The sequence below is a fragment of the Tardiphaga sp. 866_E4_N1_4 genome, assembly GCF_052076075.1.
Classification (GTDB): Bacteria; Pseudomonadota; Alphaproteobacteria; order Rhizobiales; family Xanthobacteraceae; genus Tardiphaga; species Tardiphaga robiniae.
Genome location: NZ_CP197242.1, coordinates 1519951 through 1542969 on the forward strand (window position 1 = coordinate 1519951; position 23019 = coordinate 1542969).

Annotated in this window: 27 protein-coding genes; 8 read left to right on the plus strand and 19 right to left on the minus strand. The window is 62.3% G+C overall.

The features are described 5' to 3' along the window. Positions 1 to 455: 455 nt before the first annotated feature. From AB8B20_RS07555 to AB8B20_RS07565, 3 genes are all read right to left on the minus strand, one after another. Positions 456 to 3944 carry an indolepyruvate ferredoxin oxidoreductase family protein gene (locus AB8B20_RS07555; protein ID WP_439072169.1) on the minus strand — a complete coding sequence of 1163 codons (3489 nt, stop codon included), beginning with the start codon at positions 3942 to 3944 and terminating at the stop codon, positions 456 to 458. 272 nt (positions 3945 to 4216) lie between these two features. Beyond that, positions 4217 to 4582 (minus strand): response regulator, encoded by a 366-nt coding sequence (locus tag AB8B20_RS07560; protein WP_068731403.1) that lies wholly within the window; start codon positions 4580 to 4582, stop codon positions 4217 to 4219. Positions 4583 to 4584: 2 nt separating this feature from the next. Beyond that, the gene (locus tag AB8B20_RS07565) at positions 4585 to 6072 is read right to left on the minus strand and encodes an RAD55 family ATPase (RefSeq protein ID WP_439072170.1); all 1488 of its coding nucleotides are present in this window, start codon (positions 6070 to 6072) and stop codon (positions 4585 to 4587) included. Between the two features lie 210 nt (positions 6073 to 6282). Between AB8B20_RS07565 and AB8B20_RS07570 the strand changes: the two genes are divergently transcribed. Then, positions 6283 to 6534 carry a hypothetical protein gene (locus AB8B20_RS07570; RefSeq protein ID WP_184517809.1) on the plus strand — a complete coding sequence of 84 codons (252 nt, stop codon included), beginning with the start codon at positions 6283 to 6285 and terminating at the stop codon, positions 6532 to 6534. On the opposite strand, the gene AB8B20_RS07575 is transcribed toward AB8B20_RS07570, so the two are convergent. Continuing rightward, a complete protein-coding gene (locus AB8B20_RS07575; RefSeq protein ID WP_439090607.1) occupies positions 6531 to 7442 on the minus strand; it encodes a formyltransferase family protein in 912 nt (303 codons plus the stop codon). The two genes, AB8B20_RS07570 and AB8B20_RS07575, sit on opposite strands and share 4 nt — an antisense overlap. Here AB8B20_RS07575 and AB8B20_RS07580 point away from each other — a divergent pair. Then, a complete protein-coding gene (locus AB8B20_RS07580) occupies positions 7432 to 7893 on the plus strand; it encodes a hypothetical protein (RefSeq protein WP_439072172.1) in 462 nt (153 codons plus the stop codon). The genes AB8B20_RS07575 and AB8B20_RS07580 overlap by 11 nt on opposite strands. A 59-nt stretch (positions 7894 to 7952) precedes the next feature. On the opposite strand, the gene AB8B20_RS07585 is transcribed toward AB8B20_RS07580, so the two are convergent. Beyond that, positions 7953 to 8261, minus strand: a complete 309-nt coding sequence (locus AB8B20_RS07585; protein WP_439072173.1) for an NIPSNAP family protein — start codon at positions 8259 to 8261, stop codon at positions 7953 to 7955. A 70-nt stretch (positions 8262 to 8331) separates the two neighbouring features. Between AB8B20_RS07585 and AB8B20_RS07590 the strand changes: the two genes are divergently transcribed. From AB8B20_RS07590 to AB8B20_RS07605, 4 genes are all read left to right on the plus strand, one after another. Beyond that, on the plus strand, positions 8332 to 9045 hold the full coding sequence (locus AB8B20_RS07590; protein WP_439072174.1) for an ArsR/SmtB family transcription factor: 714 nt from the start codon (positions 8332 to 8334) through the stop codon (positions 9043 to 9045). 70 nt (positions 9046 to 9115) lie between these two features. After that, positions 9116 to 10123, plus strand: coding sequence for an alpha/beta fold hydrolase (locus AB8B20_RS07595; RefSeq protein ID WP_439072175.1), 1008 nt, complete (start codon positions 9116 to 9118; stop codon positions 10121 to 10123). A 187-nt stretch (positions 10124 to 10310) separates the two neighbouring features. Further along, complete coding sequence (locus AB8B20_RS07600) at positions 10311 to 10571, plus strand: GCG_CRPN prefix-to-repeats domain-containing protein (RefSeq protein WP_439072176.1); 261 nt, start codon at positions 10311 to 10313, stop codon at positions 10569 to 10571. 120 nt (positions 10572 to 10691) lie between these two features. Then, positions 10692 to 11936, plus strand: a complete 1245-nt coding sequence (locus AB8B20_RS07605; RefSeq protein ID WP_439072177.1) for a glycerophosphodiester phosphodiesterase family protein — start codon at positions 10692 to 10694, stop codon at positions 11934 to 11936. Positions 11937 to 11945: 9 nt separating this feature from the next. Here AB8B20_RS07605 and AB8B20_RS07610 read toward each other — a convergent pair whose 3' ends face one another. After that, entirely contained in the window at positions 11946 to 12578 is a 633-nt protein-coding gene (locus AB8B20_RS07610) for a trimeric intracellular cation channel family protein (RefSeq protein ID WP_439072178.1), read from the minus strand. A gap of 122 nt (positions 12579 to 12700) precedes the next feature. Here AB8B20_RS07610 and AB8B20_RS07615 point away from each other — a divergent pair, with 122 nt between their 5' ends. Further along, positions 12701 to 12970 (plus strand): hypothetical protein, encoded by a 270-nt coding sequence (locus AB8B20_RS07615; protein ID WP_439072179.1) that lies wholly within the window; start codon positions 12701 to 12703, stop codon positions 12968 to 12970. A gap of 23 nt (positions 12971 to 12993) precedes the next feature. On the opposite strand, the gene AB8B20_RS07620 is transcribed toward AB8B20_RS07615, so the two are convergent. The 4 genes from AB8B20_RS07620 to AB8B20_RS07635 all read right to left on the minus strand — a co-directional run bounded on the left by AB8B20_RS07620 (position 12994) and on the right by AB8B20_RS07635 (position 15737). Further along, entirely contained in the window at positions 12994 to 13305 is a 312-nt protein-coding gene (locus AB8B20_RS07620) for a twin-arginine translocation (Tat) (protein WP_439072180.1), read from the minus strand. Positions 13306 to 13404: 99 nt separating this feature from the next. Further along, on the minus strand, positions 13405 to 13698 hold the full coding sequence (locus AB8B20_RS07625; RefSeq protein ID WP_439072181.1) for a hypothetical protein: 294 nt from the start codon (positions 13696 to 13698) through the stop codon (positions 13405 to 13407). A gap of 33 nt (positions 13699 to 13731) precedes the next feature. Continuing rightward, positions 13732 to 14106, minus strand: coding sequence for a hypothetical protein (locus AB8B20_RS07630; protein ID WP_439072182.1), 375 nt, complete (start codon positions 14104 to 14106; stop codon positions 13732 to 13734). 98 nt (positions 14107 to 14204) lie between these two features. Further along, complete coding sequence (locus AB8B20_RS07635) at positions 14205 to 15737, minus strand: acyl-CoA carboxylase subunit beta (protein WP_439072183.1); 1533 nt, start codon at positions 15735 to 15737, stop codon at positions 14205 to 14207. Positions 15738 to 15916: 179 nt separating this feature from the next. On the opposite strand from AB8B20_RS07635, the gene AB8B20_RS07640 reads away from it, so the two are divergent. Next, positions 15917 to 16375 (plus strand): DUF4260 domain-containing protein, encoded by a 459-nt coding sequence (locus tag AB8B20_RS07640; RefSeq protein WP_120291964.1) that lies wholly within the window; start codon positions 15917 to 15919, stop codon positions 16373 to 16375. 10 nt (positions 16376 to 16385) lie between these two features. On the opposite strand, the gene AB8B20_RS07645 is transcribed toward AB8B20_RS07640, so the two are convergent. From AB8B20_RS07645 to bluB, 9 genes are all read right to left on the minus strand, one after another. Then, complete coding sequence (locus AB8B20_RS07645) at positions 16386 to 16592, minus strand: hypothetical protein (protein ID WP_439072184.1); 207 nt, start codon at positions 16590 to 16592, stop codon at positions 16386 to 16388. Beyond that, entirely contained in the window at positions 16568 to 17053 is a 486-nt protein-coding gene (locus tag AB8B20_RS07650; RefSeq protein ID WP_439072185.1) for a hypothetical protein, read from the minus strand. The genes AB8B20_RS07645 and AB8B20_RS07650 overlap by 25 nt, the downstream gene beginning before the upstream one ends. Positions 17054 to 17164: 111 nt before the next feature. Continuing rightward, positions 17165 to 18394 carry an HlyD family secretion protein gene (locus tag AB8B20_RS07655; RefSeq protein WP_439072186.1) on the minus strand — a complete coding sequence of 410 codons (1230 nt, stop codon included), beginning with the start codon at positions 18392 to 18394 and terminating at the stop codon, positions 17165 to 17167. Further along, positions 18387 to 18836: a hypothetical protein gene (locus AB8B20_RS07660; RefSeq protein WP_439061716.1), complete on the minus strand. Its 450-nt coding sequence runs from the start codon at positions 18834 to 18836 to the stop codon at positions 18387 to 18389. The genes AB8B20_RS07655 and AB8B20_RS07660 overlap by 8 nt, the downstream gene beginning before the upstream one ends. A 237-nt stretch (positions 18837 to 19073) precedes the next feature. Continuing rightward, complete coding sequence (locus AB8B20_RS07665) at positions 19074 to 19340, minus strand: EscU/YscU/HrcU family type III secretion system export apparatus switch protein (protein ID WP_093761235.1); 267 nt, start codon at positions 19338 to 19340, stop codon at positions 19074 to 19076. Next, positions 19337 to 21061, minus strand: coding sequence for a flagellar hook-length control protein FliK (gene fliK, locus AB8B20_RS07670; RefSeq protein WP_439072187.1), 1725 nt, complete (start codon positions 21059 to 21061; stop codon positions 19337 to 19339). The genes AB8B20_RS07665 and fliK overlap by 4 nt, the downstream gene beginning before the upstream one ends. A 57-nt stretch (positions 21062 to 21118) precedes the next feature. Then, on the minus strand, positions 21119 to 21910 hold the full coding sequence (locus AB8B20_RS07675) for an ATP12 family chaperone protein (protein WP_439072188.1): 792 nt from the start codon (positions 21908 to 21910) through the stop codon (positions 21119 to 21121). A gap of 76 nt (positions 21911 to 21986) precedes the next feature. Beyond that, the gene (locus tag AB8B20_RS07680; RefSeq protein ID WP_439072189.1) at positions 21987 to 22310 is read right to left on the minus strand and encodes a hypothetical protein; all 324 of its coding nucleotides are present in this window, start codon (positions 22308 to 22310) and stop codon (positions 21987 to 21989) included. A 29-nt stretch (positions 22311 to 22339) separates the two neighbouring features. Continuing rightward, positions 22340 to 22972, minus strand: a complete 633-nt coding sequence (gene bluB / locus AB8B20_RS07685) for a 5,6-dimethylbenzimidazole synthase (RefSeq protein WP_439073041.1) — start codon at positions 22970 to 22972, stop codon at positions 22340 to 22342. Positions 22973 to 23019: the final 47 nt, after the last annotated feature.

The following is a 23019-nucleotide window of genomic DNA, read 5'->3' on the forward strand; positions in this document are numbered from 1 at the left end:
ATGGAAAGACTCCGGGACAGTGTGACGGACGACCAAATCGAAACGCGTTCGGCCAAGTGCTTTGCGGCTACCCTGTCCCTCCGCCCTGGGACACTAATTTTGGTGATGGGACCGTTCGCCATGGCAGATGTGCAAGCAACCGAAAAACACCGCATGCGGAACGTCGGGCACTTGCTCGGCGCCTCCGAAAGTCCTGATGCACACTAACCTGCGGAAGACCGCATTCGCATCAGGCCCAAGGGTGCAACGGGCACCCGGCGTTCCGCACGCCCTCTCACAAGGGGGCGGGAATGCAAAAGACGACGGCGCCCCCGCGCCGCAAACAATGGGGGCGATGACGCATGTCTGAAGAGCGGGGGCTGTTTGAAATTCACATCTGCGATGGCGCTCTGGCGTCAGAGGCATCCCTCCCCCACTGCGCGGCTTCGCCGCTTGGGGGGAGAGAAAAGAAAGCCCTACTCCGCTGCGATCTGGCGCGGCGCCGGCGGCGGATTGGCGAGGTCCTTGGCGAGTTCGGCGTAACGCACCTTCGCGGCCTGCACCGAGGCTTCCTTCACCGGGCCGTAGCCACGAATGCTGTCCGGCAGCGAGAGGAGCTGCACGGCAGTATCCACCGTGAGCGGCGACAGCAGGTTCAACACTGTGGCCACGTCCTTCTCATAGCCGGCGATCAGGTCGCGCTCCAGTCTGCGGTCGGCGCTGTAGCCGAACACATCCAGCGGCGTGCCGCGCAAGCTGCGCAGCTTCGCCAGAATGCGAAACAGCGGCAGCATCCAGGCGCCGAAGGCGCGCTTCTTCGGGCGGCCCGACGCATCGGTGCCGGGCAGCATCGGCGGTGCGAGGTTAAAGCTGATCTTGACGTCCCCCTCAAACTGATCGCGCAACTGCTTCTCGAACTTGCCATCGGTATAGAGCCGCGCGACTTCGTATTCGTCCTTGTAGGCGAGCAGCTTGGCATAGTTGATCGCCACCGCGCGCGGCAGTTCATCGTCATAGCCACCACGCATGGCGCCCTCACGGACCAGATCGACCATCGCCTGGTAGCGCTCGGCGAGCTTGCTGTTCTGATAGTCCGTCAGCAATCCGCTGCGATGGGCGACGATCTCGTCGAGGCTCATCTCATCCAGCGTCTTTGGCGCGATGGTCTCATCGGCGCCCTTGAGCATGTCCGCGAGCCGTGCCGGATCGGCGGCGGCAAGACGGCCAAGCTGGAACGCCAGCATGTTCATCTTGATCGAGACGCCATTGAGTTCGATGGCCTGTTCGATGGACGCCGCCTGCAACGGCAGCAGCCCCTGCTGATAGGCAAAGCCCATCATCATCATGTTGGTGGCGATGGAATCGCCAAGCAGCGCTTCAGCCGCCTTGGTGAAGTCGAGGAATGTCGATTCCTTGCGCAGCGACGTTTCCAGCACGTTGTTGACCTTGCGGGACTGGAAATTGAAGTCGCGGTTGCGCACGAAATCCGCGATCGGAATGAGATGGGTGTTGACGATGCCAGTGGTGCGCGAGCTCTCGCAAAGCGAGATCGTATCCTTGGCGATGGCCACCACTTCATCCGCAGCAATCAGGACATCGGCCGTGCCGGTGACGATGCGCGAGCAGGTGACGTCGCCAGTGTCGTTGGCGAGACGCACATGGCTGAGCACCGCACCGCCCTTCTGCGCGAGACCAGACATGTCGAGGATCATCGAGGCCTTGCCCTCGATATGCGCGGCCATGCCGAGCAGCGCGCCGATGGTCAGCACGCCGGTGCCACCGACGCCGCCGACGGCGACATTATAGGGCTTGTCGAGCGTCGGCCGCGTGGCCGGCTCCGGCAATATACCGATGGTGCCGAGTTCAACGGGCGCCTTGCGCTTCAGCTTGCCGCCATCGACCGTGACGAAGGACGGGCAAAAGCCCTTGAGGCACGAATAGTCCTTGTTGCAGGACGACTGATTGATGGTGCGCTTGCGACCTAGTGCGGTCTCCAGCGGCTCCACCGAAATGCAGTTCGACTGCACCGAGCAATCGCCGCAGCCTTCGCAGACTGCCGGGTTGATGAGCACGCGGCGCTGCGGGTCTTCCAGAATGCCCTTCTTGCGGCGGCGACGCTTCTCGGCAGCGCAGGTCTGCACGAACACGATGGCCGAGCAACCTGGCACGTCCCGTAGCGTCTTCATCACGTTGTCGAGTTCGTCGCGATGCGCCAGCTTCACGCCCGGCGCAATGGTGTTGGCGGGATAGGCATCGGGATTCTCCGACACGAGATAGATCTCGCGGATGCCCTCGCTGTGGAGCTGGAACGTGATCTTCTGCGGCGACAGGTCACCGTCATGGTGCTGACCACCGGTCATCGCCACCGCATCGTTGTAGAGGATCTTGTAGGTGATGTTGGCCTTGGAGGCGATCGACTGACGGATCGCCAGCGAACCGGAATGGAAGTATGTGCCATCGCCGAGATTGGCGAAGATATGCTTCTCCTTGGTGAACGGCGCAATGCCGGTCCATGGCACGCCCTCACCGCCCATATGGGTGAAGGTCTCGGTGGAGCGATCCATCCACAGCGACATGAAGTGGCAGCCAATGCCGGCCAGCGCACGCGAGCCCTCCGGGACCTTGGTCGAAGTATTGTGCGGGCAGCCCGAGCAGAAATACGGTGTGCGCGTGATCGGCACGACGTTCTGGACCTGCGAGGCCTCGCGGCCGTGAAACCAGTCGGCCTTGGCGCGCAGCAGTGCCGCGATCTCCGGATCGATCTCCATCGCCAGCAGGCGATCCACCAGCGAGGTCGCAACCTTGGCGACGCTCAGCTCTTCGGCGAATGGCAGGAAGCGATGATCGTGGGAATCCATCTTGCCGACGATGCGTGGCCGCACATCGTCGCGCCAGTTGAACAGCTCCTGCTTGACCTGGTTTTCGACGATCTCGCGGCGCTCCTCGACGATGAAGATTTCATCGAGACCTACCGCGAACTTGCGCACGCCTTCCGGCTCCAGCGGCCACGGCATGCCGATCTTGTACAGCCGCAGACCAATCTTCGCGGCCACCTCTTCGGTAATGCCGAGCTCGCGCAGTGCCTGGCGCACGTCCTCATAGCTCTTGCCGGAGGCCATGATGCCGAAGCGCGCATTTGGCGAGTCCATGGTGACACGGTTGATGTTGTTGGCGCGGGCAAAGGCAATCGCAGCGAAGCCCTTGTAGTCCTGCAAGCGGCGATCCTGCACATAGCGATCGTCCGGCCAGCGCAGGTTCAGACCATCCGGCGGCAGTTCGAAATCGGTGGGAATATTGAACGGCGTCATCTCGTCATTGAGGTTGATCTCCGCCGTGGTCTCCACGGTCTCGGTGATCACCTTCATGCCAACCCAGCAGCCGGAATAGCGCGACATCGCGATACCGAGCAGACCCATCTCGATCATCTCGTGGATCGACGACGGGTAGAGATAGGGCATCAGCGCCGAGATGAAGGCATGGTCGGACTGATGCGGAACGGTCGACGACTTGGCGCCGTGATCGTCGCCGGCGAGACAGAGCACGCCACCGAATTTCGCGGAGCCGGCAGCATTACCGTGACGGAAGACGTCACCGCAGCGATCGACACCGGGGCCCTTGCCGTACCAGATGCCGACCACGCCATCATATTCGGCGCCGGGCGAGAGATTGAGCTGCTGGGTGCCCCAGATCGCGGTGGCTGCGAGGTCCTCATTGACGCCGGGCTGGAATTTGACGCCGTATTGATCGAGATGTTTCCGCGCGGCCACGAGCTGCTGGTCGTAGCCGCCGAGCGGCGAGCCGCGATAGCCGGTAACAAAGGCTGCGGTGTTCAGACCCGCCGCGCGGTCCCTGCGGACCTGTGCCATCGGCAGCCGAACCAGCGCCTGAATGCCGGTCAGGAAAATGTGGCCAGAGCCCTGGGTGTATTTCTGATCGAGACTGATCGCGCCTTGATTGATTCCCATTCCCACCCTCGTCACTGCGGCCACTGAGCTGTCGCCCGGCCTGCTCGCGCCTATTATCTGGGGTCGTTCGACTCCCTTAGAAACAGTCTATGTTGGATTTTGAACAGGGCGCACCACAATTCTGGGCAATGGAGCCCCGCGTCCAAAGAACGCAATTTCGTGATGAATGCGGCCGGTAGGCTTGTCACGTTGTGTCGCCGCAAAGGCCTTTGGCGCAAGGACGTAACGGCTTCACGCTGCAGTGCGATGCAGCACAAACTGCCAAAGGAGGCTCAGGCCTCGCCCGGGAATATCTCGCTGATGATCTTCATCAGATCGGCCTCGCGAAACGGCTTGCGCAGATAGGCGCGAAAACGCCCTGCTCGGTCGCGCACGACATGCTCCAGCAACGAGGTCATGACGACCACCGGAATTCCGCTCAGCCGCTCGTCCTGCCCCATCGCTGCGATCAGGCCGGCGCCGTCGAGGAACGGCATCATGAAATCGGTAAGCACGAGATCGGGCGTGTCCCGATGCAGAATGTCGAGCGCCTCACGGCCGTTGCCGGCTACGAGGACATTGAAGGCATATTCGCTCAACAGGACTTCGAGCCAGTCGGCGATCGCCCATTCGTCCTCGACAATCAGGACAGTTCGCACCGCTATTCTCCAGTCAACTTAAGATCCGTCGATGGAGTTGGTGCAGGTCCCTGACTAGAAATGTCCCTGAGGATGCGCTCCGCGCTCTGGAAATCGGCATCGAGAACGATGCCGCCGTCGAGAATTTCAAAGCGGCGCATGCGCATATCGGTCCGGCGGTCACGCGATTTCAGAATGGTCATCAGACGATGGTTTTCCGAGCGCAAGGCTGCGAGATGCAGCGCGATGATGTTCTCGGCAACCGCGGAGAGACCCGTCTGGTTGACGCCCTTGAGCGGCTGCCCGGGTGTCATGCCAGCGTGGTCCGTTTCTGCGGTTGCCAGCGTGGTAACACCGAGTGCGCGCAACTCGTTGCACAGCGCCGACAAAAAAGAGCCGATGCGCTCCTTTTCGTCGGTGAGCTTCGAGAAGCCTTCGATGCCATCGATCACCAGACGGCGCACGCCGTACTGCCTGATGGTCGAGAGCAGCTCGGTTGCGACCTCGTCGAGCACCGCTTCTGTCTGCGGGCGCCACATCAGCGTGACCTTGTCGCCCCGCGATTTCAGCGGCAGCTTGAGGCTGTCGGCCTTGATCCGCAGCGCCATCGGATTCTCGTGAAACCCGAACAGCATCGCCGGTTCATTGGCGGGACCGCCGGTCAGGAACTGAAGACCGGCCGTGGTTTTGCCCGAACCGGAAGGCCCGAGCACCACCGTCACCGAATGCGTATCGACGCCGCCGCCGAGCATCTTGTCGACGCCGCCAATGCCGACCGAGACCATCGGACCGTCGGCGCTGTCCCAAACGCTCGGTGTCTCCAGCAGCGCCTCGATACGCGGATAGATGGCGTGTCCATTCTCGGTGATGCGATAGGAGTGCTTGCCGCCCATGAACCAGGTGCCACGCAGTTTATGGACCTGCAGCGAACGCTCGGCACGGCGGCCGTGCAACGAGGTCTGCAGCTCGATCAGACCGTCCACCATCGTATGCTCAGGCGGATGCGCATCGGCGTCGAAGGCGCTGGTCAGCAGGAACATGGTGCAGTTGCTGAAGGCAGCCTGGGTCTGCAATTCGTGGATGAATTTTTTCAGCTCGAGTTCGGAGCGCGCCTTTTCGTGCACGGTGATGAGACCATCGAGCACAAGGATGCTGGCCTTGCGGGTACGGACCTCACGGCGGACCACGTCCAGCAGTCCGCGCAGCCCGTCGTCTTCCAGCGTCTTGAAGGCGCCAACATAGGACATGCGGTCGGGAATTGCTGCTTCATCGAAGAAGGTCATCCGCCGCATGTGTCCGATCATGCGGGCGTGGCTTTCGGCAAGCAGCGTGATGTAAAGCGCGTTCCGCCCCTGGGCGGCCTGCGCGAAACAGATCTGGTTGCCCAGAATCGTCTTTCCGGCGCCCGGGGCGCCCTGAATGATGTAGATGCCGCCGTCGAAAACGCCCCCGCCCAGGATCGCATCGAGACCCGGTACGCCGGTTGCAAACCGGCCGTTATCGCCACTCATTCCGAAACTGCCCCTAACGTGTCACCTATACCGGTGAGATGTTGAAACGTGTCGGGGAGCGATGGGTTCCAAAGCTTTTTCAGAAATATTTCGAAACGCTGCCTCTCAGCAAGGCAGCATCCCGCTAATAGCACCCCCGAAACGGAACATCGGCCTTTACGGGCCATTTCTGTCCGGTCACCCTGACAACATCAGGCATGGAGGACGGAAATGGATCAGAAGCTGAATACCTGGACGTCGCAGCCTGAACTCGCCGGCAGCGATATGGCGTCGACGAATGACGGTTCTTATCATCCGGATTGCGGCGAAGAGCATGATCACAAGCCGACCAAGGCCATCATCGGCGTGGGGCTACTCGTGGTGCTGAGTTTCCTGCTCTATGAATTCAACGGCAAGGTGTCCAAGACGCACACGTCAGCGACGCCGCCCGCGCAGCACCAGAGCTTCGCGGCTAACCGCTAGGCTTCGGCAGCTTCGTCCGCAATAGCGCTTTCAGTCTCGGGCACGACGACCCGAAACTGGAAGCCGTGCAGACCGATGGTCGGCACGATGCCGAAATGGTCGGTGCCGAAGACTTTGACCCGATGCTGCAATTCGTCTTTCTCGATGCTTACCGGGATATCGCAGATCTGCTCATAGGCCTTACGCGTGTGACGCGTGGTGCCCCAGCGCAGCGCCCGCTCGATCAGCGGCTCCGGCTGTGTGGCCAGGACGCGTGCCATCCGCCAGAAAGTCTGGACCAGCTTCGTATAGGCAATCTCTTCCAGACCCGCGACACTGATGTCCGCCGGAATTGGGAACGCCTCGACATCCACGATCGGTCCGGCATCGACACGTGCAATCATGCGATGGACCGTGCAGCCGAAGTCGGTCGCATGATCGTAGAGCGCAAAATGTGCCGGGGCCCAGCCGGGATATTGCGGCGGGCCGGGATGGAAATTGTAGGCGCCAAAGCCAAGCTGATCGAGCACCGCGCCGGGGACTATCACGCCAGTGGTGAACGAAATCATCCGCGCCCGGCGCAGCCAATCGGGCTCGATCGCCGCCAGATCTTCAGCTGTGAAAACAGGAAGGACCGTCAGGGCCGGATTGTGACCACGGAGCAAAGTTGTAAAGACCGAGTGCTCAGCAGGACCCGTCAGGAGGATAATCGTATCGAACATTCGGGCTGCCACGCGCTTCTGCGAATCAATAATCGCCTCAGCGTCGCAGCCAGGCCTTAACATCTGATGAGCAGACCCGATCACGCTGCATTGCCACATAGGACGCGGCTCTGGATAGGACGCGGCTCTGGAATGGCACAATCTCTGGAACATGCACCTCATCTGACTGTTGTCTTGCCGCACAGGAGGACACGACATGGCGAACATTCCCAATCCCAATGATCCGTATCGTCCAAATCCCGCTGATGACATCCGCAATCCTGCGCGGCTCGACAATGAGCTGCAGGCCGATCCCGAACTCGCGGAAGGGCCAGCCAGCGGTAGCCGCATGGCTATTTATGCACTTGGGATTGTTGTCTTGCTCGGCGCCGTATTCTACGGCCTGAACAATACATCGATGAATCCGGGCGACGCGACGAAGACCGCATCCCAATCCGCCCCCGCGACGCAGGACAGCACGCCAAAGGCGCCGGCGCCAACCAACAATGTCGCGGATTCCTATTCGAAGCCGCCAGTAGCTCCCGGCGTGCGGGATGTGACGCCGACCAATAATCAGCCCGGCGTCACCACCGGTGCGGCACCTGCGAGATCGCAGGCCCCTCAATCGGCTCCGACCGGCACCGAGATCGACAGCTCGAAGGGCGGCGCGCCGAAGTAACGGCGCGACGGGCAGACAAAGCTGCGGACAGCAATGTCCGCGGCTTTGTCGCGCGTGGACTATGCGGTCACCTGGCGCAGGAATGTGCGCTCTTCCGCCAGAATGAACTGGTGCTCCTCGGCCGAAGCAAAATTCGCAACGCCGTCCGCGTCGCTCCGCAGTCTGGCGCGATACGCCTCATAGGCCGCGAGACTCGGAAACGAGATCAGGCCGAATGCGACGTTGTTCGTTCCTTCATGGGGCATCCAATAGCCCTGCAGATCGCCACCGCATTTGGGAATAATCGTCAGCCAGCGCTTGGCATAGGCCTCGAACAATGTGCGTTTGAACGGATCGATCTGATAGCGAATGAAGACAGTGATCGTCATGGCGGCTCCCTCTGTAGATGCCTGGATATAGCCGCTTGATCGACTGTAATACTTCGATTAGCGTCGAAGTATGAAAGCAGGTCCGGACATCGCCATGGTCGCCGCACTTGTTGGCGACCCTGCACGCGCCAATATGCTGACGGCGCTGATGACGGGCCGTGCGCTGACCGCGAGCGAACTCGCCCAGGAAGCCGGGATTACGGCACCGACCGCGAGTTCACACCTTTCCAAACTCGAAGCAGGCGGCTTGATCGAGCCGGAAAAACAAGGGCGCCATCGCTATTATCGCCTCACCGGTCCCGATGTCGCCGGAGTGCTGGAAGGTCTGGCCGGCTTGGCAGCCCGCGCCGGCCATCTCCGCGTTCGCACCGGGCCGAAAGAACCCGCATTGCGCCGCGCACGGATTTGCTACGACCATCTCGCCGGCGATCTCGGCGTGCAGATGCTCGACAGTATGCGGGCACAGAAGCTGATCCGGCAGACCGAGCGGGTCATCGAACTCACGACCCAGGGCAGCCGGTTCGTTACTGAAGAATTGAGGATCGATCCGGCGACGCTGACTCATCCGCGCCGGCCGGTCTGCAAGGCCTGCCTCGACTGGAGCGAGCGGCGCCATCATCTGGCCGGCACACTCGGCGCCGCCATCATGACCTCATTCACTGCCATGAAATGGGCGGCCAGAGACCCCTCGCCCGGCAGCCGCGTAGTGCATTTCACCCGTAGCGGTGAGAAGCGTTTCGAGGCATTGTTCGGCACCACCGGCGACGCCATCCGGAAAACGTGAAGACGCCGGCTTACCTTCGCCGCAATGCAGCCCGAAACCGCGCCGGACCTTCCTTCTCCCGGAGCCCCCGATGAACCGCCTGCTGCTCACTGCGCTGATTGCAACCCTGCCGTTCACCTCATCGCAAGCGGCCGAGCCTCCTGCGGCACGCGAGCCCTACGGCATCGGCCTCGAAGGTTTCCCCTATCCCTACCCCGTCAATATGCTGCCGCTGGTCAATGACGGCGAACAGCTGCGCATGGCCTATATGGACGTGCCATCGACCAAGCCCAATGGTCGAACCGTCATACTGCTGCACGGCCGCAATTTTCCATCGAGCTACTGGGCGCCGGTGATCGGTACGTTGAACGAGGCAGGTTACCGCGTCGTGGTCCCCGACCAGATCGGCTTCGGCAAATCATCGAAGCCATCAGGCGATCTGCATTTCGACACCCTCGCCCGTAACACCGTCGCGCTGATGGATCACCTTGGGATCGCGAAATTCGACATCGTGGCGCATTCGCTGGGCGGCATGTTGAGCGTGCGCATTGCCCGCGCTTATCCCGATCGCATCGATCACCTGCTGCTCGCGGCGCCGATCGGACTGGAAGACTATCGGCTCTATGTGCCACCGACGCCGACTGAGAAGATCCTGGAGAACGAAGACAAGCTGACGGCGGAAGGTTACCGCAAACAGCTCGAGGTGAACTATTCGCTGAAGATGCAGCCCGACCAGGTAACTCCCTTCATCGACGCGCGTTTCAACATCAAGGGGTCGCCGGAATATCCGCGCTGGCTGCGCGCCTTCGTCAGTTCGGCGCAGATGATCTATCGCGAACCCGTGGTCCACGAAATTCCGCTCATCGCCCTGCCGACCCTGTTCATCATGGGCGCCGACGATCACAACGCACCGGGCAAGCCGAATGCGCCGGAAGCGTTGCGGCCGAAGATGGGCCAGAATGCCGATCTGGCCAAGGCGCTGGCGGCGAAGATGCCGAACGCGAAGGCCGAGTTGCTTCCGGACGCGGGCCATATCGTGTTTCTCGATGCACCGGCCAAATTCAACGAATTGATGCTGGGCTTCCTCGCGGCGAAGTAGCAACTGCCGCGCACTGCTACGCGGATATCCCGAAACATTCATGCTGTATTCAGATCGAATCGGCTTAATCGTGCTGTGCAGCGTTGATCCCCAGCAATTTTCTTGCCCGTAAGAGTCCTGCAGCGGGTGATGCGATGCCATCATTATTCTCTGCGCCGCATCGCGGCACCATCGAGGGAGAACACGAATGAAGACGATCTTTGCTGCGGCTCTGTTCGCCGTCAGCGTCGGAGGCCTTAGTGCCGCCAATGCAATGCCACTGGCACCACTCAGCGCAGCCGAGACGGCTGGCGTAATCCAGGTCGCTCAAGGCTGTGGCCCCGGCTATGCCCGCGGTCCCTATGGCGGTTGTCGTCCGATGTTCCGTGGTCCGCCGCCGCGTGGCCCGGGTTACTGCCCCCCCGGCTTTTTCCGCAATCCCTACGGCCGCTGCATCCGCCGCTGGTGATCGCTGCACAATCCTGACGACGAAGACCCCGCCTATGGCGGGGTTTTTTGTTGCCCACGCGCCGGTTACAGCCGTCACACGAAGATGACAGAATGGCACTTCGCTATTCTGGAGATCGTCATGTCGCGCGCTTTGCGTCGTCTCATACTGGCCGGGCTGCTCGGCCTCTCATCGCTGACGACCGGCCGCGCCGACACCATCGCACTGCCCGAGCCGCAGCTGGGTCCGCGGCCGTTCTATCTCGTCGACAAGATGAAAGACGGCCCGCTGAAGGCAAAGCTCAGCACCTGCACCGGGCCGTTTCGCAAGAGCGATTTCTCCATCGCCCATCGCGGCGCGCCACTGCAATTCCCCGAGCACAGCCGCGAGTCCTATCTCGCTGCGGCGCGCATGGGCGCCGGCGTGATCGAATGCGACGTGACCTTTACGAAGGACCGCCAGTTGGTCTGCCGGCATTCGCAATGCGACCTGCATACGACCACCAATATTCTCTCGGTGCCGGCGCTGGCGAATAAATGCACGCAGCCCTTCAGCCCTGCCGATCCCGCCACCGGCAGGAAGGCGTCGGCGAAATGCTGTACCAGCGACATCACGCTGGCGGAGTTCAGGACGCTGACAGCGAAGATGGATGCCGCCAACACATCGGCGACCACCGTTGCCGACTATCAGAACGGTACGCCGCGCTGGCGCACTGACCTTTATGCCAGCTCGGGCACACTGATGACCCATGCCGAGAGCATCGCGCTGATCAAAAGCCTCGGTGCCAAATTCACGCCCGAGCTGAAGGCGCCGGAAGTGCCGATGCCGTTCGACGGCGATTACAGCCAGGAGAAATACGCGACCCAGATGCTCGACGAGTATCGCGCCGCCGGCATTCCGCCTGGTGACGTATTTGCCCAGAGCTTCGATCTCAACGACATCAAGTTCTGGATCCGCACCGCGTCGGACTTTGGCACACAGGCGGTTTATCTCGACGGCCGCTATGAAACACCCGGCTTCGATCACATGCGCGCGGAAACGTGGAAGCCGTCCATGGCCGAACTCAAGGCTGCCGGCGTCAAGATCCTCGCGCCGCCGATCTACATGCTGCTGACGCTTGATGGCACCAACAAGATCGTGCCCTCCCCTTATGCCAAGGCAGCGCGCGACGCCGGGCTCGATCTGATCACCTGGTCGCTGGAGCGCGACGGGCCGCTCGCAAACGGCGGCGGTTTCTTCCATCGCTCGATCAAACCCGCCATCGATCGCGAGGGCGACACGCTGACGGTGCTGGACGTGCTGGCGAGAGACGTCGGCGTGCGCGGTGTGTTTTCCGACTGGCCGGCGACGACCACGTTCTATGCGAGCTGCATGGGGCTGCGCTGACGCAGAGCGCTATTTGGCGTCGCTGTCATAGACGAATTTCGGCATCTCCAGCTTCAGCCGGATTGCCAGCAGGCGGAATACTAAACCGGTCACGGCGGCGACCAGCGTCACGAGATCGGGACTGAATCCGTATTTGATGCCGCCGATACAGAGAAGCCCCGTGACGATCGACACGCTGGCATAGAGTTCGGCGCGAAACAGCAGGGGCACGTCGTTGCACAGCACGTCGCGGAGCACGCCGCCGACGCAGCCGGTGATCATGCCGGCCACCACGACGATCAGCAGCGGCTGATCCATGGCGAGGGCGATGTTGCAGCCCATGATGGTGAAGACCACGAGGCCGATGGCATCGAGCACCAGAAACAGCGCGTGAAAACGATGCACGACCCGTGCGAGCCCGATGGTCAGCAGCGCAGCGCCGCCGGTCAGCAGCAGGAGATACGGGCTCTTCACCCACCACAGCGGGTAGTGCCCGAGCAGCATGTCGCGCACCGAACCACCGCCCAGCGCCGTGATGCAACCGAGCATGGCGACGCCAAGCCAATCCATCTTGCGTCGCCCGGCCGCCAGCGCAGCCGTCATCGCCTCGGCAATGAGCGCGATCATGGCGAGCGGAAACAGCAGGGCTTCGGTATGGGGCATGGGACTCGTCGGCAGCGGATGACGGCGACCTGTAACACAAATCCGTGCATGCGGTGACCGGCGGCGGACAAATCCCCGCCATCTTCCTGAGCCTCCATCACAACCTCACAGCAGGAGGTGTCATGACCCGTCTGTTTCTCACTTTCCCCATTCTACTCATGGCTGGCGCGGCCTTGGCGGAGGACGCGCGGCTGTCCATGCCCTATTACGGCAGCGCCACCATGAATGCCGATGACAGTCTGGTGCTGCATTTCACCCGCACGGTGGACGGCAAGCCGGCTGACGGCTCGCAGACCTTTGCCCCCGGTGATCGCAGCTATGACAACGTGCGTCGCCACCTGAGCGGCATTGAACCCGGCCAGACCAAACCGCTGACGCCCTGGAGAGACTGAGCGTCAGCACAAACGGGCTTGCCCTACCAGTACCGGCGGCGCCAGTAACGACGGCGGACCCGATAACGGCGACGCCAGCCCCAATGCCGGCGGCGATAGCCCCAGAACCGGCGACGCCGCCAGCCGCGGCGACGCCACTGGACTTGCTCGGGCTGGAGACGATCGACGTCGTCCTGCGACGCCACCGCAGGCTGCGGTTCGTTGCCCGGTTTGTGGTTGTCGAGCGGATTGGTCGGCAGCAGCGGCGCGGCCTGAGCCTGCGTGATGGCCTGAGCGGCCAAGCCGACGCCCGCGGCAAAGCCGAAGGCGATCTTCAGAAAATGACGGCGTTCCATCGCGATCCCTCCTGATATCCGTGAGGGCATCAGGATCGGACCAGCGGCATGAATGGAAACTGAATGCGCGCGGGAACTCGCACATTCAGCATCTCGCCGTTATCGAAAACCTGCAACGAGCCCGACCACCTGACCATCGAGGCCGTTGAAACCATGATATCCCCGCGCCTCGCAGGGATCGCCGTCGTTACGTCCGCCGCTCAGCCACGCCACGCGGGCGCGCCCGGCCGACCATTTCACGAAGGGATCGACGCCCGCCGGCGCGGTAAACTTGCAGCCGTCATTGCGATGATGGATGACCAGCGTGCGCGGCAATGCCGAGGGCGAGCCGACGATCGACATCACATTGCTGCCGCCACCCGACTCCGCACTGAGAAAGCCCGAGGTCAGCACCAGCGCATCCGGCCGCGCGCCGCGCGCAATCCCCTAGGCGGCACGCTGCGTGCCGCGGCTGGTGGCCACCACCGTCACCGGACGCTTGATCGCGGCCATGTATTGCACCGCGCTGGACAGATCAGTCCCCGCATCGACCACCAGCACCGCCAGCCCGCGCGCCGCATAGGCGCTGCGGGTTCGCACGAGCTGATTGCCCTTCAGCCCGTTGATCTCGCCATGTTCGCCCGGATTGATGGCACCGCTGCCGCCCGGCATCAGGATCACGCTCGCGCGCGGCGATGCGGGTTTGATCAGCACCGCGCGTGAGCCGCCGATGGTGACGGTCTCGTCGGCGAGAGCGCCGGTGCTCGCGAGGCCAACGAGCATGGCAAGAATGCTGAAGATCCGGCTACGGGCTTTCATCATCATGCGCATCCTCGCAGGTCCTTGTCAGAGACGAATGCTACCACAAAGAAAGGACATCAACGTCGACCGCTATGGCGTCATTGATGAACCTGGTCCCCTCACAACGGCATATTGTCGTGCTTCTTCATCGGCACTTCCAAATGCTTGTCCTTCAGCATTGCCAGCGCGCGGGCGATGCGCTTGCGGGTGGAGTGCGGCATGATCACGTCGTCGATATAGCCGCGTTCGGCGGCCACAAACGGCGACAGGAAGCGGTCTTCATATTCCTTGGTGCGCGCAGCGATCTTCTCGGCATCGCCGATATCCTGGCGAAAAATGATTTCCACCGCGCCCTTGGCGCCCATCACGGCGATCTGTGCGGTGGGCCAGGCGTAGTTCATATCGGCGCCGATTTCCTTCGAGGCCATCACGTCGAACGCGCCGCCATAGGCTTTTCGCGTGATCACCGTGACGAGCGGCACCGTGCACTGGCTGTACGCGAACAGCAGTTTTGCGCCGTGCTTGATCAGGCCGCCATATTCCTGCGCGGTGCCCGGCAGAAAGCCCGGCACATCGACAAACGTCACGATCGGGATGTTGAAGGCATCGCAAAAGCGCACGAAGCGCGCGGCCTTTCGCGAGGCGTCGGAATCCAGCACGCCGGCCAGCACCATCGGCTGGTTGGCGACGAAGCCGACGGTCTTGCCGGCGATGCGGCCGAAACCGGTGACGATGTTCTTGGCAAACGTCTCCGCGATCTCGAAGAAGTCGCCCTCGTCCACCACCTTGAGGATCAATTCCTTGATGTCGTAGGGCTTGTTCGGATTGTCGGGGATCAAGGTATCCAGCGAGTAATCGACGCGCTCGATGTCATCAAAGCTGGGCCATTCCGGAACGCCGGCAGTGTTGTTGCTGGGCAAGAAGTCGATCAGCCGGCGCATCTGCAACAGCGTCTCGACGTCGTTCTCGAAGGCGCCGTCGGCGATCGAGGAGCGCGTCGCGTGCACGCTGGCGCCGCCGAGTTCTTCGGCCGTGACCACCTCATTGGTGACGGTCTTCACAACATCGGGGCCGGTGACGAACATATAGCTGGTGTTCTTCACCATGAAGATGAAGTCAGTCATGGCCGGCGAATAAACGTCACCGCCGGCGCAGGGTCCCATGATGACCGAGATCTGCGGGATCACGCCCGAGGCCTGGACGTTGCGGCGGAACACGTAGGAGTAACCCGCGAGCGCCGCGACACCTTCCTGGATGCGCGCGCCGCCGGCGTCATAGAGGCCGATGATCGGCGCCCGCGCCTTCATCGCCATATCCTGCAGCTTGGTGATCTTGAGCGCGTGGGTCTCGGACAGCGAACCGCCGAACACGGTGAAATCCTTGGCGAAGACGAAGGTCTTGCGACCGTTGACGGTGCCCCAGCCGGTGACGACGCCGTCACCGGGAATCTTGGACTTTTCCATGCCAAATTCCACGGAGCGGTGTTCGACGAACATGTCGAATTCCTCGAACGACCCCTTGTCGAGCAAAAGCTCGATGCGCTCGCGGGCGGTCAGCTTGCCCTTGCTGTGCTGCGACTCGATCCGCGTCTCGCCGCCGCCCAGTTTGGCGCCTGCGCGACGCGCTTCGAGGGTGTCCAGGATGTCTTTCATGTGCTCCAGCCCGTCAATGTCACGTGTTATCGCCCGCGGCAGCCGCGGGGTTTGGGCGAGGTTCTAGCATGGGGTTTTGAGCGGTGGAAACGCCCATCAGGAAGGGTTGAATCCCCCAAAATCGCATGGCGCCGGCGGCGATCCTGCCTATATCCGGATCAGACAAGGGAGAGCGCCGGATGACCAATATCGTGATCAATGAAAACAGTGGCGCAGCCACGGGTGGCGTGCGTGACCTGCTGCGCTGGGAAGGCGCGGCGCTGTTTGTCGGAATGACGCTGTTCTACTGGATCTCGGGCGCGCCCTGGCAGATCTATGCCCTGTTTTTCTTCGTCCCGGACCTCAGCATGCTGGCCTATCTGGCCGGCCCGCGGATCGGCGCAGGGGTCTATAATCTGGTGCACGCGACCATCGCGCCGCTGCTGCTCGCGCTCGCCGGTATCGCCACCGCCGAGCCGATCGCCGGTTCGATCGCACTGGTCTGGTTCGCCCATATCGGCTTCGACCGCGCGCTTGGCTACGGCCTCAAATACGACGCCGGTTTCCGCTTCACCCATCTCGGCCGCATCGGCAAGGATGCGACCGCACCGGCCACGGCGGAAAATCCGACCACCGGCAACCCGATCAAGGCTGCCTGACGCGTCGGCCTCACGGCTCGCCGGGCTTGAACGGCGCTTCCTTGCCGGGCGGTGTGCTCTCCTCGGCCATCGCCAGCAACATCGCTACCATCACGTAATTGCCGGCCACGGCCGTGAGATCGACGATCTGCTGATCGTTGAAGATCTTCCTGGCACGCGCATAGGTCGCGTCGGAGACCTTGTGCGTGCCCGTCAGCTCGGTGACGAAGTCGTACACCGTCGCCTCGTCTTCAGCCATGTTCGCCGGCCGCTTGTTGGCCTTGAGATCGGCGATGATATCGGGCGACAACCCCGCCTTCTGCGCGAGCGGCGCATGCGCGAACATTCGACCTGCGAGCGCCATTGCCGGCCGATGATGATGATCGCAAATTCGTTGAGCTTGACGGGAACGGACGTATCCCAGCGCAGATAGGCGAACAGATCGAACAGCTTTTGCCCGAGCACCGGGCTGCGCATCATCGGATTATAGGGACCGGCGAGCCCCACGCTTGAGACCTTCATCACCTGCTCGCCGAGCGGCTTCTGCCTGGCGTCGAGCTGATCCATGGTGAGCTGCGGAAAACGCGGCTCCTTGCTGGTGGCAGGCTGGGCAAACATGGTGGCGGCAAACCAGCCGCTGGCTGCTGCAACTGCAAGCGACGACAGTCCGATGGACGACATCCAGAGCGTCGATTTCATGATTTCCTCCGTGAGCTTTTTCTTGTTCACGAAGGCTAGTTCAACGGGCATGACAGCGCCAGTTCCGGAGCGTCCCAGAACGATCGCCTCGCCCCGCAGGACGCGCGGAGCTCAGTGACCGCTCATCACCAGCGTCTTGACGGGAAGCAACAACGCCTGGATCCGCAGCAACATCGCGTGGACGACCCCAACGGCATCGACGGCATGAAGCGCCAGCCACCTGAAAGAACCGATCCCCTTCGCGGCGATGGCGTCATGATTGCTGGTATAGGCATTGACGATACAGCTACTGCCGGGCGTCACGCTGTCGAGACCGCCCTGATAGATTGGCTCCAGGAATGTGAGGATGGTACCCGGCGCGCGGACTTGCTGCGCTTCCACCAACTGCTCGCCGCCGCGAAACTGACCGGCCGCGATATAGTTCTGGACGCCGGTCACCACCATCGGGATGACGGTCCACGGCTTCGAAATACAGGTCGCCTCGGCAACCATGCCCACCTTCATCACCTGCGCTTCGATCTGCCCAAATCCTGCAGAGAGCACGCGGCCCGCATTCTCCGGAATGAGAATGCCCGCTGATCGCATGACGGGATTGACGACATCGCCGACGCGAAGCGTGAACTGCTCGACGCGCCCGTCCACGCCTGCGCGAATGAACGTCTTGTCGAGATCGACTTGTGCCTCCGCAAGTGCCGCCTGCGCGCTCGCCTTCTCCGCCGGCAGCAGCGCGGAGATACGCGTCATCGCGGATTGTCGCGCGGCCATGGCTGCATCAAGCGCGCCCTGGCGGCCGGTCAGCAGCACCTCGAGTTTCTCGATATCACGTTGCGGCACCATACCAGGATTGCGCTTCTGCAGCTCACGCTTGGTATCGAGTTCGTCCGAGGTCTGCTGATAGGAACCCTTGGCCTCCTGCGCTTGTCCTTCGGCCTTCAGAATATCGGCCTGCGCCGCCAGCATGGCCGCATCGACCTCGGCAATCTTGCGCCGCGCGGTCTCCATCGACGCTTCCTGCTTGGCGTTATCGAGACGAAATATCACATCGCCCTTCTTGACCGGCGCGCTGAACTGGACGTGCACCTCCGCCACCCGTCCATTGACCTCGGGCAGGATCGGCACGGTCCGATAGAACAAGGTCGCACTTGTCGTCGATGGATGAAAATAGAAGATGACGGTGATCAGAGCGACGGTCAGCATCACGCAGGCCGTGATTCCCCATCTGAGTTCGAACCACACCGAATAGAACGTGATCTCCCTCCCCAGTCGCTTGCCTTGTCCATAGCGACGATAGAGATAATCCGGAAAAACCGTCAGCAGCGAGCAGAGGAGAAGCTCAAGCATGACCGTGCCCTCCGGCTTCGCCGGGACGGCTCGATGTTTCTGCCGCGATAGGGAGCGGTGGTGGTTCACCGGACAGCTCCGTGGTTTCGCTGGTAGCATCGCCGTCGGCAATCTTCCGCACCGATCCTGCGATACTGCGCAGCGGCGTGCTGAAATCCGGCAGATCGATCATCGCCAGCAACAGCCCGATTATCCAGAATAGATGGTTGTGGGTGAACAACGCGATCAAACCCAACACGGCCACGATTTCAAACTGCAGCTTCTGCGACTTGTGCGCCATCCGCTCCGGCATGCTGTGCAGGCGCAGATACAGATTGCCGACCATCATGATGGAGCCGATCAGAACGATTCCGACCACAACCATGAGCGTATCAGTCTCACCGGGAGCGGTAATGAAGCCAGGCAGATGATGCGGAGCGTTCGGATGCAGCGTCTCACTCACGTGATCCCCCATTCCAACAGCGTCAGGCGAGCACTAGCCCCTCCCGGGTTTCATAGTTGCACAAAGCTGGAACTTGGCAAGCATCAGCTTGTGCGCGATAGGAAATGCGCTGCAACAAATCTACATTCATAACGGGCGGACTGCGGGTTGATAACTCGCGGATGCGAGATCACCAGCCTCGAAAGGTCGCTGCAGAACAGCTCAACGATCTGACATGTATCGTAGCAAATGACGAGGCTAGTGCGCGCGGCCCGACAGCCTGAGAACGAAGACCAGCACTTCCGCGACAGCCTTGTAGAGCTCGGCTGGAATCTCATCACCGATTTCGACATTCGAGAGTGCGCCGGCGAGTACCTCATTTTCCTCGATGGGAATGTCGTGGGCCTTGGCGACCTCGATGATTTTCTCACCGATCGCGCCCTTGCCTTTCGCGGTGACAACAGGCGCGCCGGTCTTGTCGTAATGCAGCGCGACCGCCAGCGATCTTTTGGGCTGCACGATCATAGCGCGCGATCCAGAAAATGCCCCGCCGATGCCGGCGCGGGCTGCATCGGTGCGCCCTCGCGGACCACGATATCGCCGGGCTGCAGATTGGCGCGAATCAGCGCCTGATTGAGCTGCGCCGTACCGGCCTGCAATTGCCGTGCTGTCGCCGGACGCTCGGCCCACATCCGCACCGACGTCTTGTCGCCAGTCAGGGAGACCAGCGCATGGACCGGGCCGGCCGGTTCGACATCAAGCGAAAAGCGCGCCCGCCAGACTTGCTTGGCCGCCTCGGCCTCGCTGCCATTGCCGCCATCACGCGAAATCTCGAACTGTGCCATGGCCGTGCCGGCCGGCACCGCGAACGGAATTTCGAAACTCCAGCGCGGCGATGCCTGATCGAGCCGCGGCGCTGCAAGACCATCCGCACGATCCGGCAAGGATGCCACCTGCAGTAGGGTCTGGCGCGCCAGCGCCGCATCGGTATCCGCGAGCAGATGATGTACGGTGGTGCCCAGTGGCGCATTTGCCGGGAGTGTCGGCAAAGCCATCGGCTGTGCCGTCGGCAACCCGCCGCGCAACGGCGGCGGCGGAAGGGTGTTGCGCGCGATGTTCGCTTCGGCACTTGTCTGGCCCGTGGGCGCCTTCGCGGCGGGCAGCAGATCCATCATCATGCTGTCGTCGAACACCAGCGATGCTGCGCTTCCCACGCCCTTCGGAGCCGTCTGCAGCGCTTCCCGAAGCAGGTTGAGCGCTGCGCCATTGATAGCCAAGCGTGCAGCCGCTTCGGGAGCTTTTGCCACGGCCGGTGCGGTCTGAGCCACAACATCGAGCACGGGCTCGTCTGCGGCGAGAAGTCCAGCCTGCTGTAGCGGATCGTTCTTGATGTCAGTCTTGGGCAGCATGACCACCGTCGCTGCAGCGGCCTGCGCCTGCTGTGTCGTGATCTGCGCCGCTGCATTGGGGAGCGCGTTTGCCGGAGCCAATACCGGCTGCTCCGGTGTCGCTGCATTCGCCGGTGCTGGAGTCGTGCTCTGGGTCGGACTCGCGGTGGCGAGCGTCGTCGCCAACGCCTGGCGCAACACGATCAATGCCGCCTTCATATCGGGCAGCCCGCCTTGCGGCAGCGATCCCTTGGCCAGCGATGATTCCAGAAACAGGCCGGAATTCTGGAACGCCGATTTGACTTCCTCGCCGGTGAGCTGGGCGTCGAGCGGCGGACGTTGCGCCAGTACCTGCGCGACCGCCTGCTGCAACTGCTGCGGCAGCCCCTTCAGCGAGGTGGCGGCACCGAGATTGGCAAACAGCGTGGCCAGGCTCGCCTGCTGCATCACGGCACTTTGCGTGGCGGTGGAGACCGCCTGTGCTTCCAGCGATGTCAGCTGGATCTTGGAGGTCGCGATGGCATTGGCGAGATTGATTGGCACGTCTGGCGCGAGCGTCACATTGCCGGAGGACGCGCCACCCGCCTGCCCTGCACCTGTGTTCTGCGGGGTGACGACGGCAAGCTGGACATTGCCGTTGTCCGTCTTCGACACTGCGAATTGCAGCACCTGCCCGGCCTGCAACGGCACCTGCGATTGCACGTCGATCGTGCTGTGCCCAATGGCGATACGGACCTGATTGTCTGGCGAGACCGAGAGCACGCGGCCGGCAATCACGCTGCCGGGCTGAAACGCGACTTCGCTCGCCACGCCCTGCGCGGAGACAACCGGTAAGATCGAATTGACGGGAGTCGGCATGGTGAGCGGCACCGGACAATGGTGCAGCTACGCTAGTTAACGGTCGTTAACTTCCGATTAACCCGCTGACGGCGTGACCGCCTTCAGCACCAGCACGGCAGCCTTGAAATCCACCTGCCGCGCCGCACGCCGCGCAGCGACCTCCTCGTCGAGGCCCCACTTCTCGATATTCCAGTCCTCGTCGACAAAGGCGGCGGTCCAGACCTGATCGGCATTCAGATGGCCATGGAGCAGCGCCAGCGCGAGCAGCGCCGAGCCGGTGATCGTCGTCACCAGATGCAGCGCGGCGATCGCCCATGGATCGCTCGGCAGCGCCGCACGGGCAGATGCGATGGCCTGTTCGGGCTGGCTGACATGCACGATGCCCTCGGCCAGAATGAAATGCGCGCCGAGATCATCGGCAGCCCAGAACAAGACAGGGTCCCATACCGCAGCTTCGCGCGCGATAAGCGCCTCGGGATAGCCCGCGCGATAGAACAGCAGATCGGTGCCGAAGTATTTTGCGATATCGTCAGCCACCGCCTGGGTCTGCGCCTCGTCGCGGATCGCATCGATCACGCTGTTGGCAAGGCGCGTCACCGGCATGCTCGTGGGATCGATGACATCCTGCTGCGCATCCCATTCCGTGACCATGACCTCGGCAATGGCGCGCTTGGGAATGACCAGCGGATGGCGCGATGGCGTGCGCACGGTCTTGTCGTCAAGCATGATGGCATAGCCGTCCGGTGTTTCGCTCAACCCGACGGTCTTGTAGAAACGCTTGCGCTGTGGACCACGCGTCGACCGTCGCACCGCCTCTTGCGGATCGAGCTGCGACTGGCCGTACACTTCGTCAAACAATTCACGCATCGATGGTCTCAATTCCTGTTCGCCAGCCGTCAATTTACGCGACAGACGGGCGCCACGCGAGACCAAATCGCTCGTATCAGCGATTGGCGCAGGCTCGCGAATAGGTCGCACGATCATTCGGGCCGAGACCCGCAGCGGCGCCATCCTGCAAACAGTCGGTGATACGATCGCTGAAGGACCTCCGCGCCTGCGGGACATTCTGCTGCCGCGGCAGATCGCCGAGCTGAGGCACGACAGGTACTTCGATCCGCGGCGGTGGCGGTGCGGGCGGCAGTGGCGTGATCAAGGCCGGGTTGCCGGGCACTCCGATAACCTGCGCGACCGCAGGCGCAGCAGAGAGCGCCGCCGCAACGGCGACCGACAGAGCGAATGGGATGGAGCGATGTCTCATTGGTCTCATGTTGTCACGATCCCGCATCACATCAAGTGTCAGCGCCGGACAATGTGATCCGCTGCCGAATGACGGCGTTCCCATCCGGCGCGCTCGAGTTCCGGCCGATCGTCGTCGATCTCCGGATAACCGATGCAGAAATAGCCGATCAACCGCCAGTCACGGGGTATATCGAGTGTCGCGGCAATTGCAGCAGGATCGAGGATCGAGACCCAGCCCATGCCGATGTCTTCAGCGCGTGCGGCGAGCCACATGGTTGCGATCGCCGTCACCACCGAATAGTCCGCCATCTCCGGCATGGTGCGGCGGCCAAGGCCGTGGCCGACATCCGTCGCGTGGTCTGCAAATACCGCGAGGTGGCATGGCGCTTCGCGCAGACCGGCGAGCTTGAGCGCCGCATAGCTCTGCGCGAGTTCGCCGGTATAGGCGCTCAACGCCTCGGCATTGCAGGCGCTGAAATTCTCCAGCACCGCCTGACGACGTGACGCATCGTCGACGATGACAAAGCGCCATGGCTGGCTCAGGCCCACCGAAGGCGCGAGGCACGCGGTATCGAGCAGGCGATCGAGAAAGCCCGCAGGCAGTGGATCGGACTTGAAGCGCCTGATATCGCGACGCCACACAAACAGATCATGCAGACGCGCGCGAAACGCGGCATCGAAATCGGGCACGTCGGCGGTTGCCGACGTCGCGCACGGGATGTTGTCGGAGCCCGACA

Coding starts and splice junctions, on each gene's coding strand:
- AB8B20_RS07655 (WP_439072186.1), bottom strand. CDS start 18,394: ATGCTTGAGCTTCTCCTCTGCTCGCTGCTGACGGTTTTTCCGGATTAT.
- AB8B20_RS07640 (WP_120291964.1), top strand. CDS start 15,917: ATGACCAATATCGTGATCAATGAAAACAGTGGCGCAGCCACGGGTGGC.
- AB8B20_RS07610 (WP_439072178.1), bottom strand. CDS start 12,578: ATGCCCCATACCGAAGCCCTGCTGTTTCCGCTCGCCATGATCGCGCTC.
- AB8B20_RS07570 (WP_184517809.1), top strand. CDS start 6,283: ATGGATCAGAAGCTGAATACCTGGACGTCGCAGCCTGAACTCGCCGGC.
- AB8B20_RS07555 (WP_439072169.1), bottom strand. CDS start 3,944: ATGGGAATCAATCAAGGCGCGATCAGTCTCGATCAGAAATACACCCAG.
- AB8B20_RS07565 (WP_439072170.1), bottom strand. CDS start 6,072: ATGAGTGGCGATAACGGCCGGTTTGCAACCGGCGTACCGGGTCTCGAT.
- AB8B20_RS07630 (WP_439072182.1), bottom strand. CDS start 14,106: ATGATGAAAGCCCGTAGCCGGATCTTCAGCATTCTTGCCATGCTCGTT.
- AB8B20_RS07680 (WP_439072189.1), bottom strand. CDS start 22,310: ATGAGACCAATGAGACATCGCTCCATCCCATTCGCTCTGTCGGTCGCC.
- AB8B20_RS07600 (WP_439072176.1), top strand. CDS start 10,311: ATGAAGACGATCTTTGCTGCGGCTCTGTTCGCCGTCAGCGTCGGAGGC.
- fliK (WP_439072187.1), bottom strand. CDS start 21,061: ATGCCGACTCCCGTCAATTCGATCTTACCGGTTGTCTCCGCGCAGGGC.
- AB8B20_RS07590 (WP_439072174.1), top strand. CDS start 8,332: ATGAAAGCAGGTCCGGACATCGCCATGGTCGCCGCACTTGTTGGCGAC.
- AB8B20_RS07580 (WP_439072172.1), top strand. CDS start 7,432: ATGGCGAACATTCCCAATCCCAATGATCCGTATCGTCCAAATCCCGCT.
- AB8B20_RS07675 (WP_439072188.1), bottom strand. CDS start 21,910: ATGCGTGAATTGTTTGACGAAGTGTACGGCCAGTCGCAGCTCGATCCG.
- AB8B20_RS07605 (WP_439072177.1), top strand. CDS start 10,692: ATGTCGCGCGCTTTGCGTCGTCTCATACTGGCCGGGCTGCTCGGCCTC.
- AB8B20_RS07665 (WP_093761235.1), bottom strand. CDS start 19,340: ATGATCGTGCAGCCCAAAAGATCGCTGGCGGTCGCGCTGCATTACGAC.
- AB8B20_RS07650 (WP_439072185.1), bottom strand. CDS start 17,053: ATGAAATCGACGCTCTGGATGTCGTCCATCGGACTGTCGTCGCTTGCA.
- AB8B20_RS07620 (WP_439072180.1), bottom strand. CDS start 13,305: ATGGAACGCCGTCATTTTCTGAAGATCGCCTTCGGCTTTGCCGCGGGC.
- AB8B20_RS07585 (WP_439072173.1), bottom strand. CDS start 8,261: ATGACGATCACTGTCTTCATTCGCTATCAGATCGATCCGTTCAAACGC.
- AB8B20_RS07635 (WP_439072183.1), bottom strand. CDS start 15,737: ATGAAAGACATCCTGGACACCCTCGAAGCGCGTCGCGCAGGCGCCAAA.
- AB8B20_RS07575 (WP_439090607.1), bottom strand. CDS start 7,442: ATGTTCGCCATGTCGTGTCCTCCTGTGCGGCAAGACAACAGTCAGATG.
- AB8B20_RS07615 (WP_439072179.1), top strand. CDS start 12,701: ATGACCCGTCTGTTTCTCACTTTCCCCATTCTACTCATGGCTGGCGCG.
- AB8B20_RS07595 (WP_439072175.1), top strand. CDS start 9,116: ATGAACCGCCTGCTGCTCACTGCGCTGATTGCAACCCTGCCGTTCACC.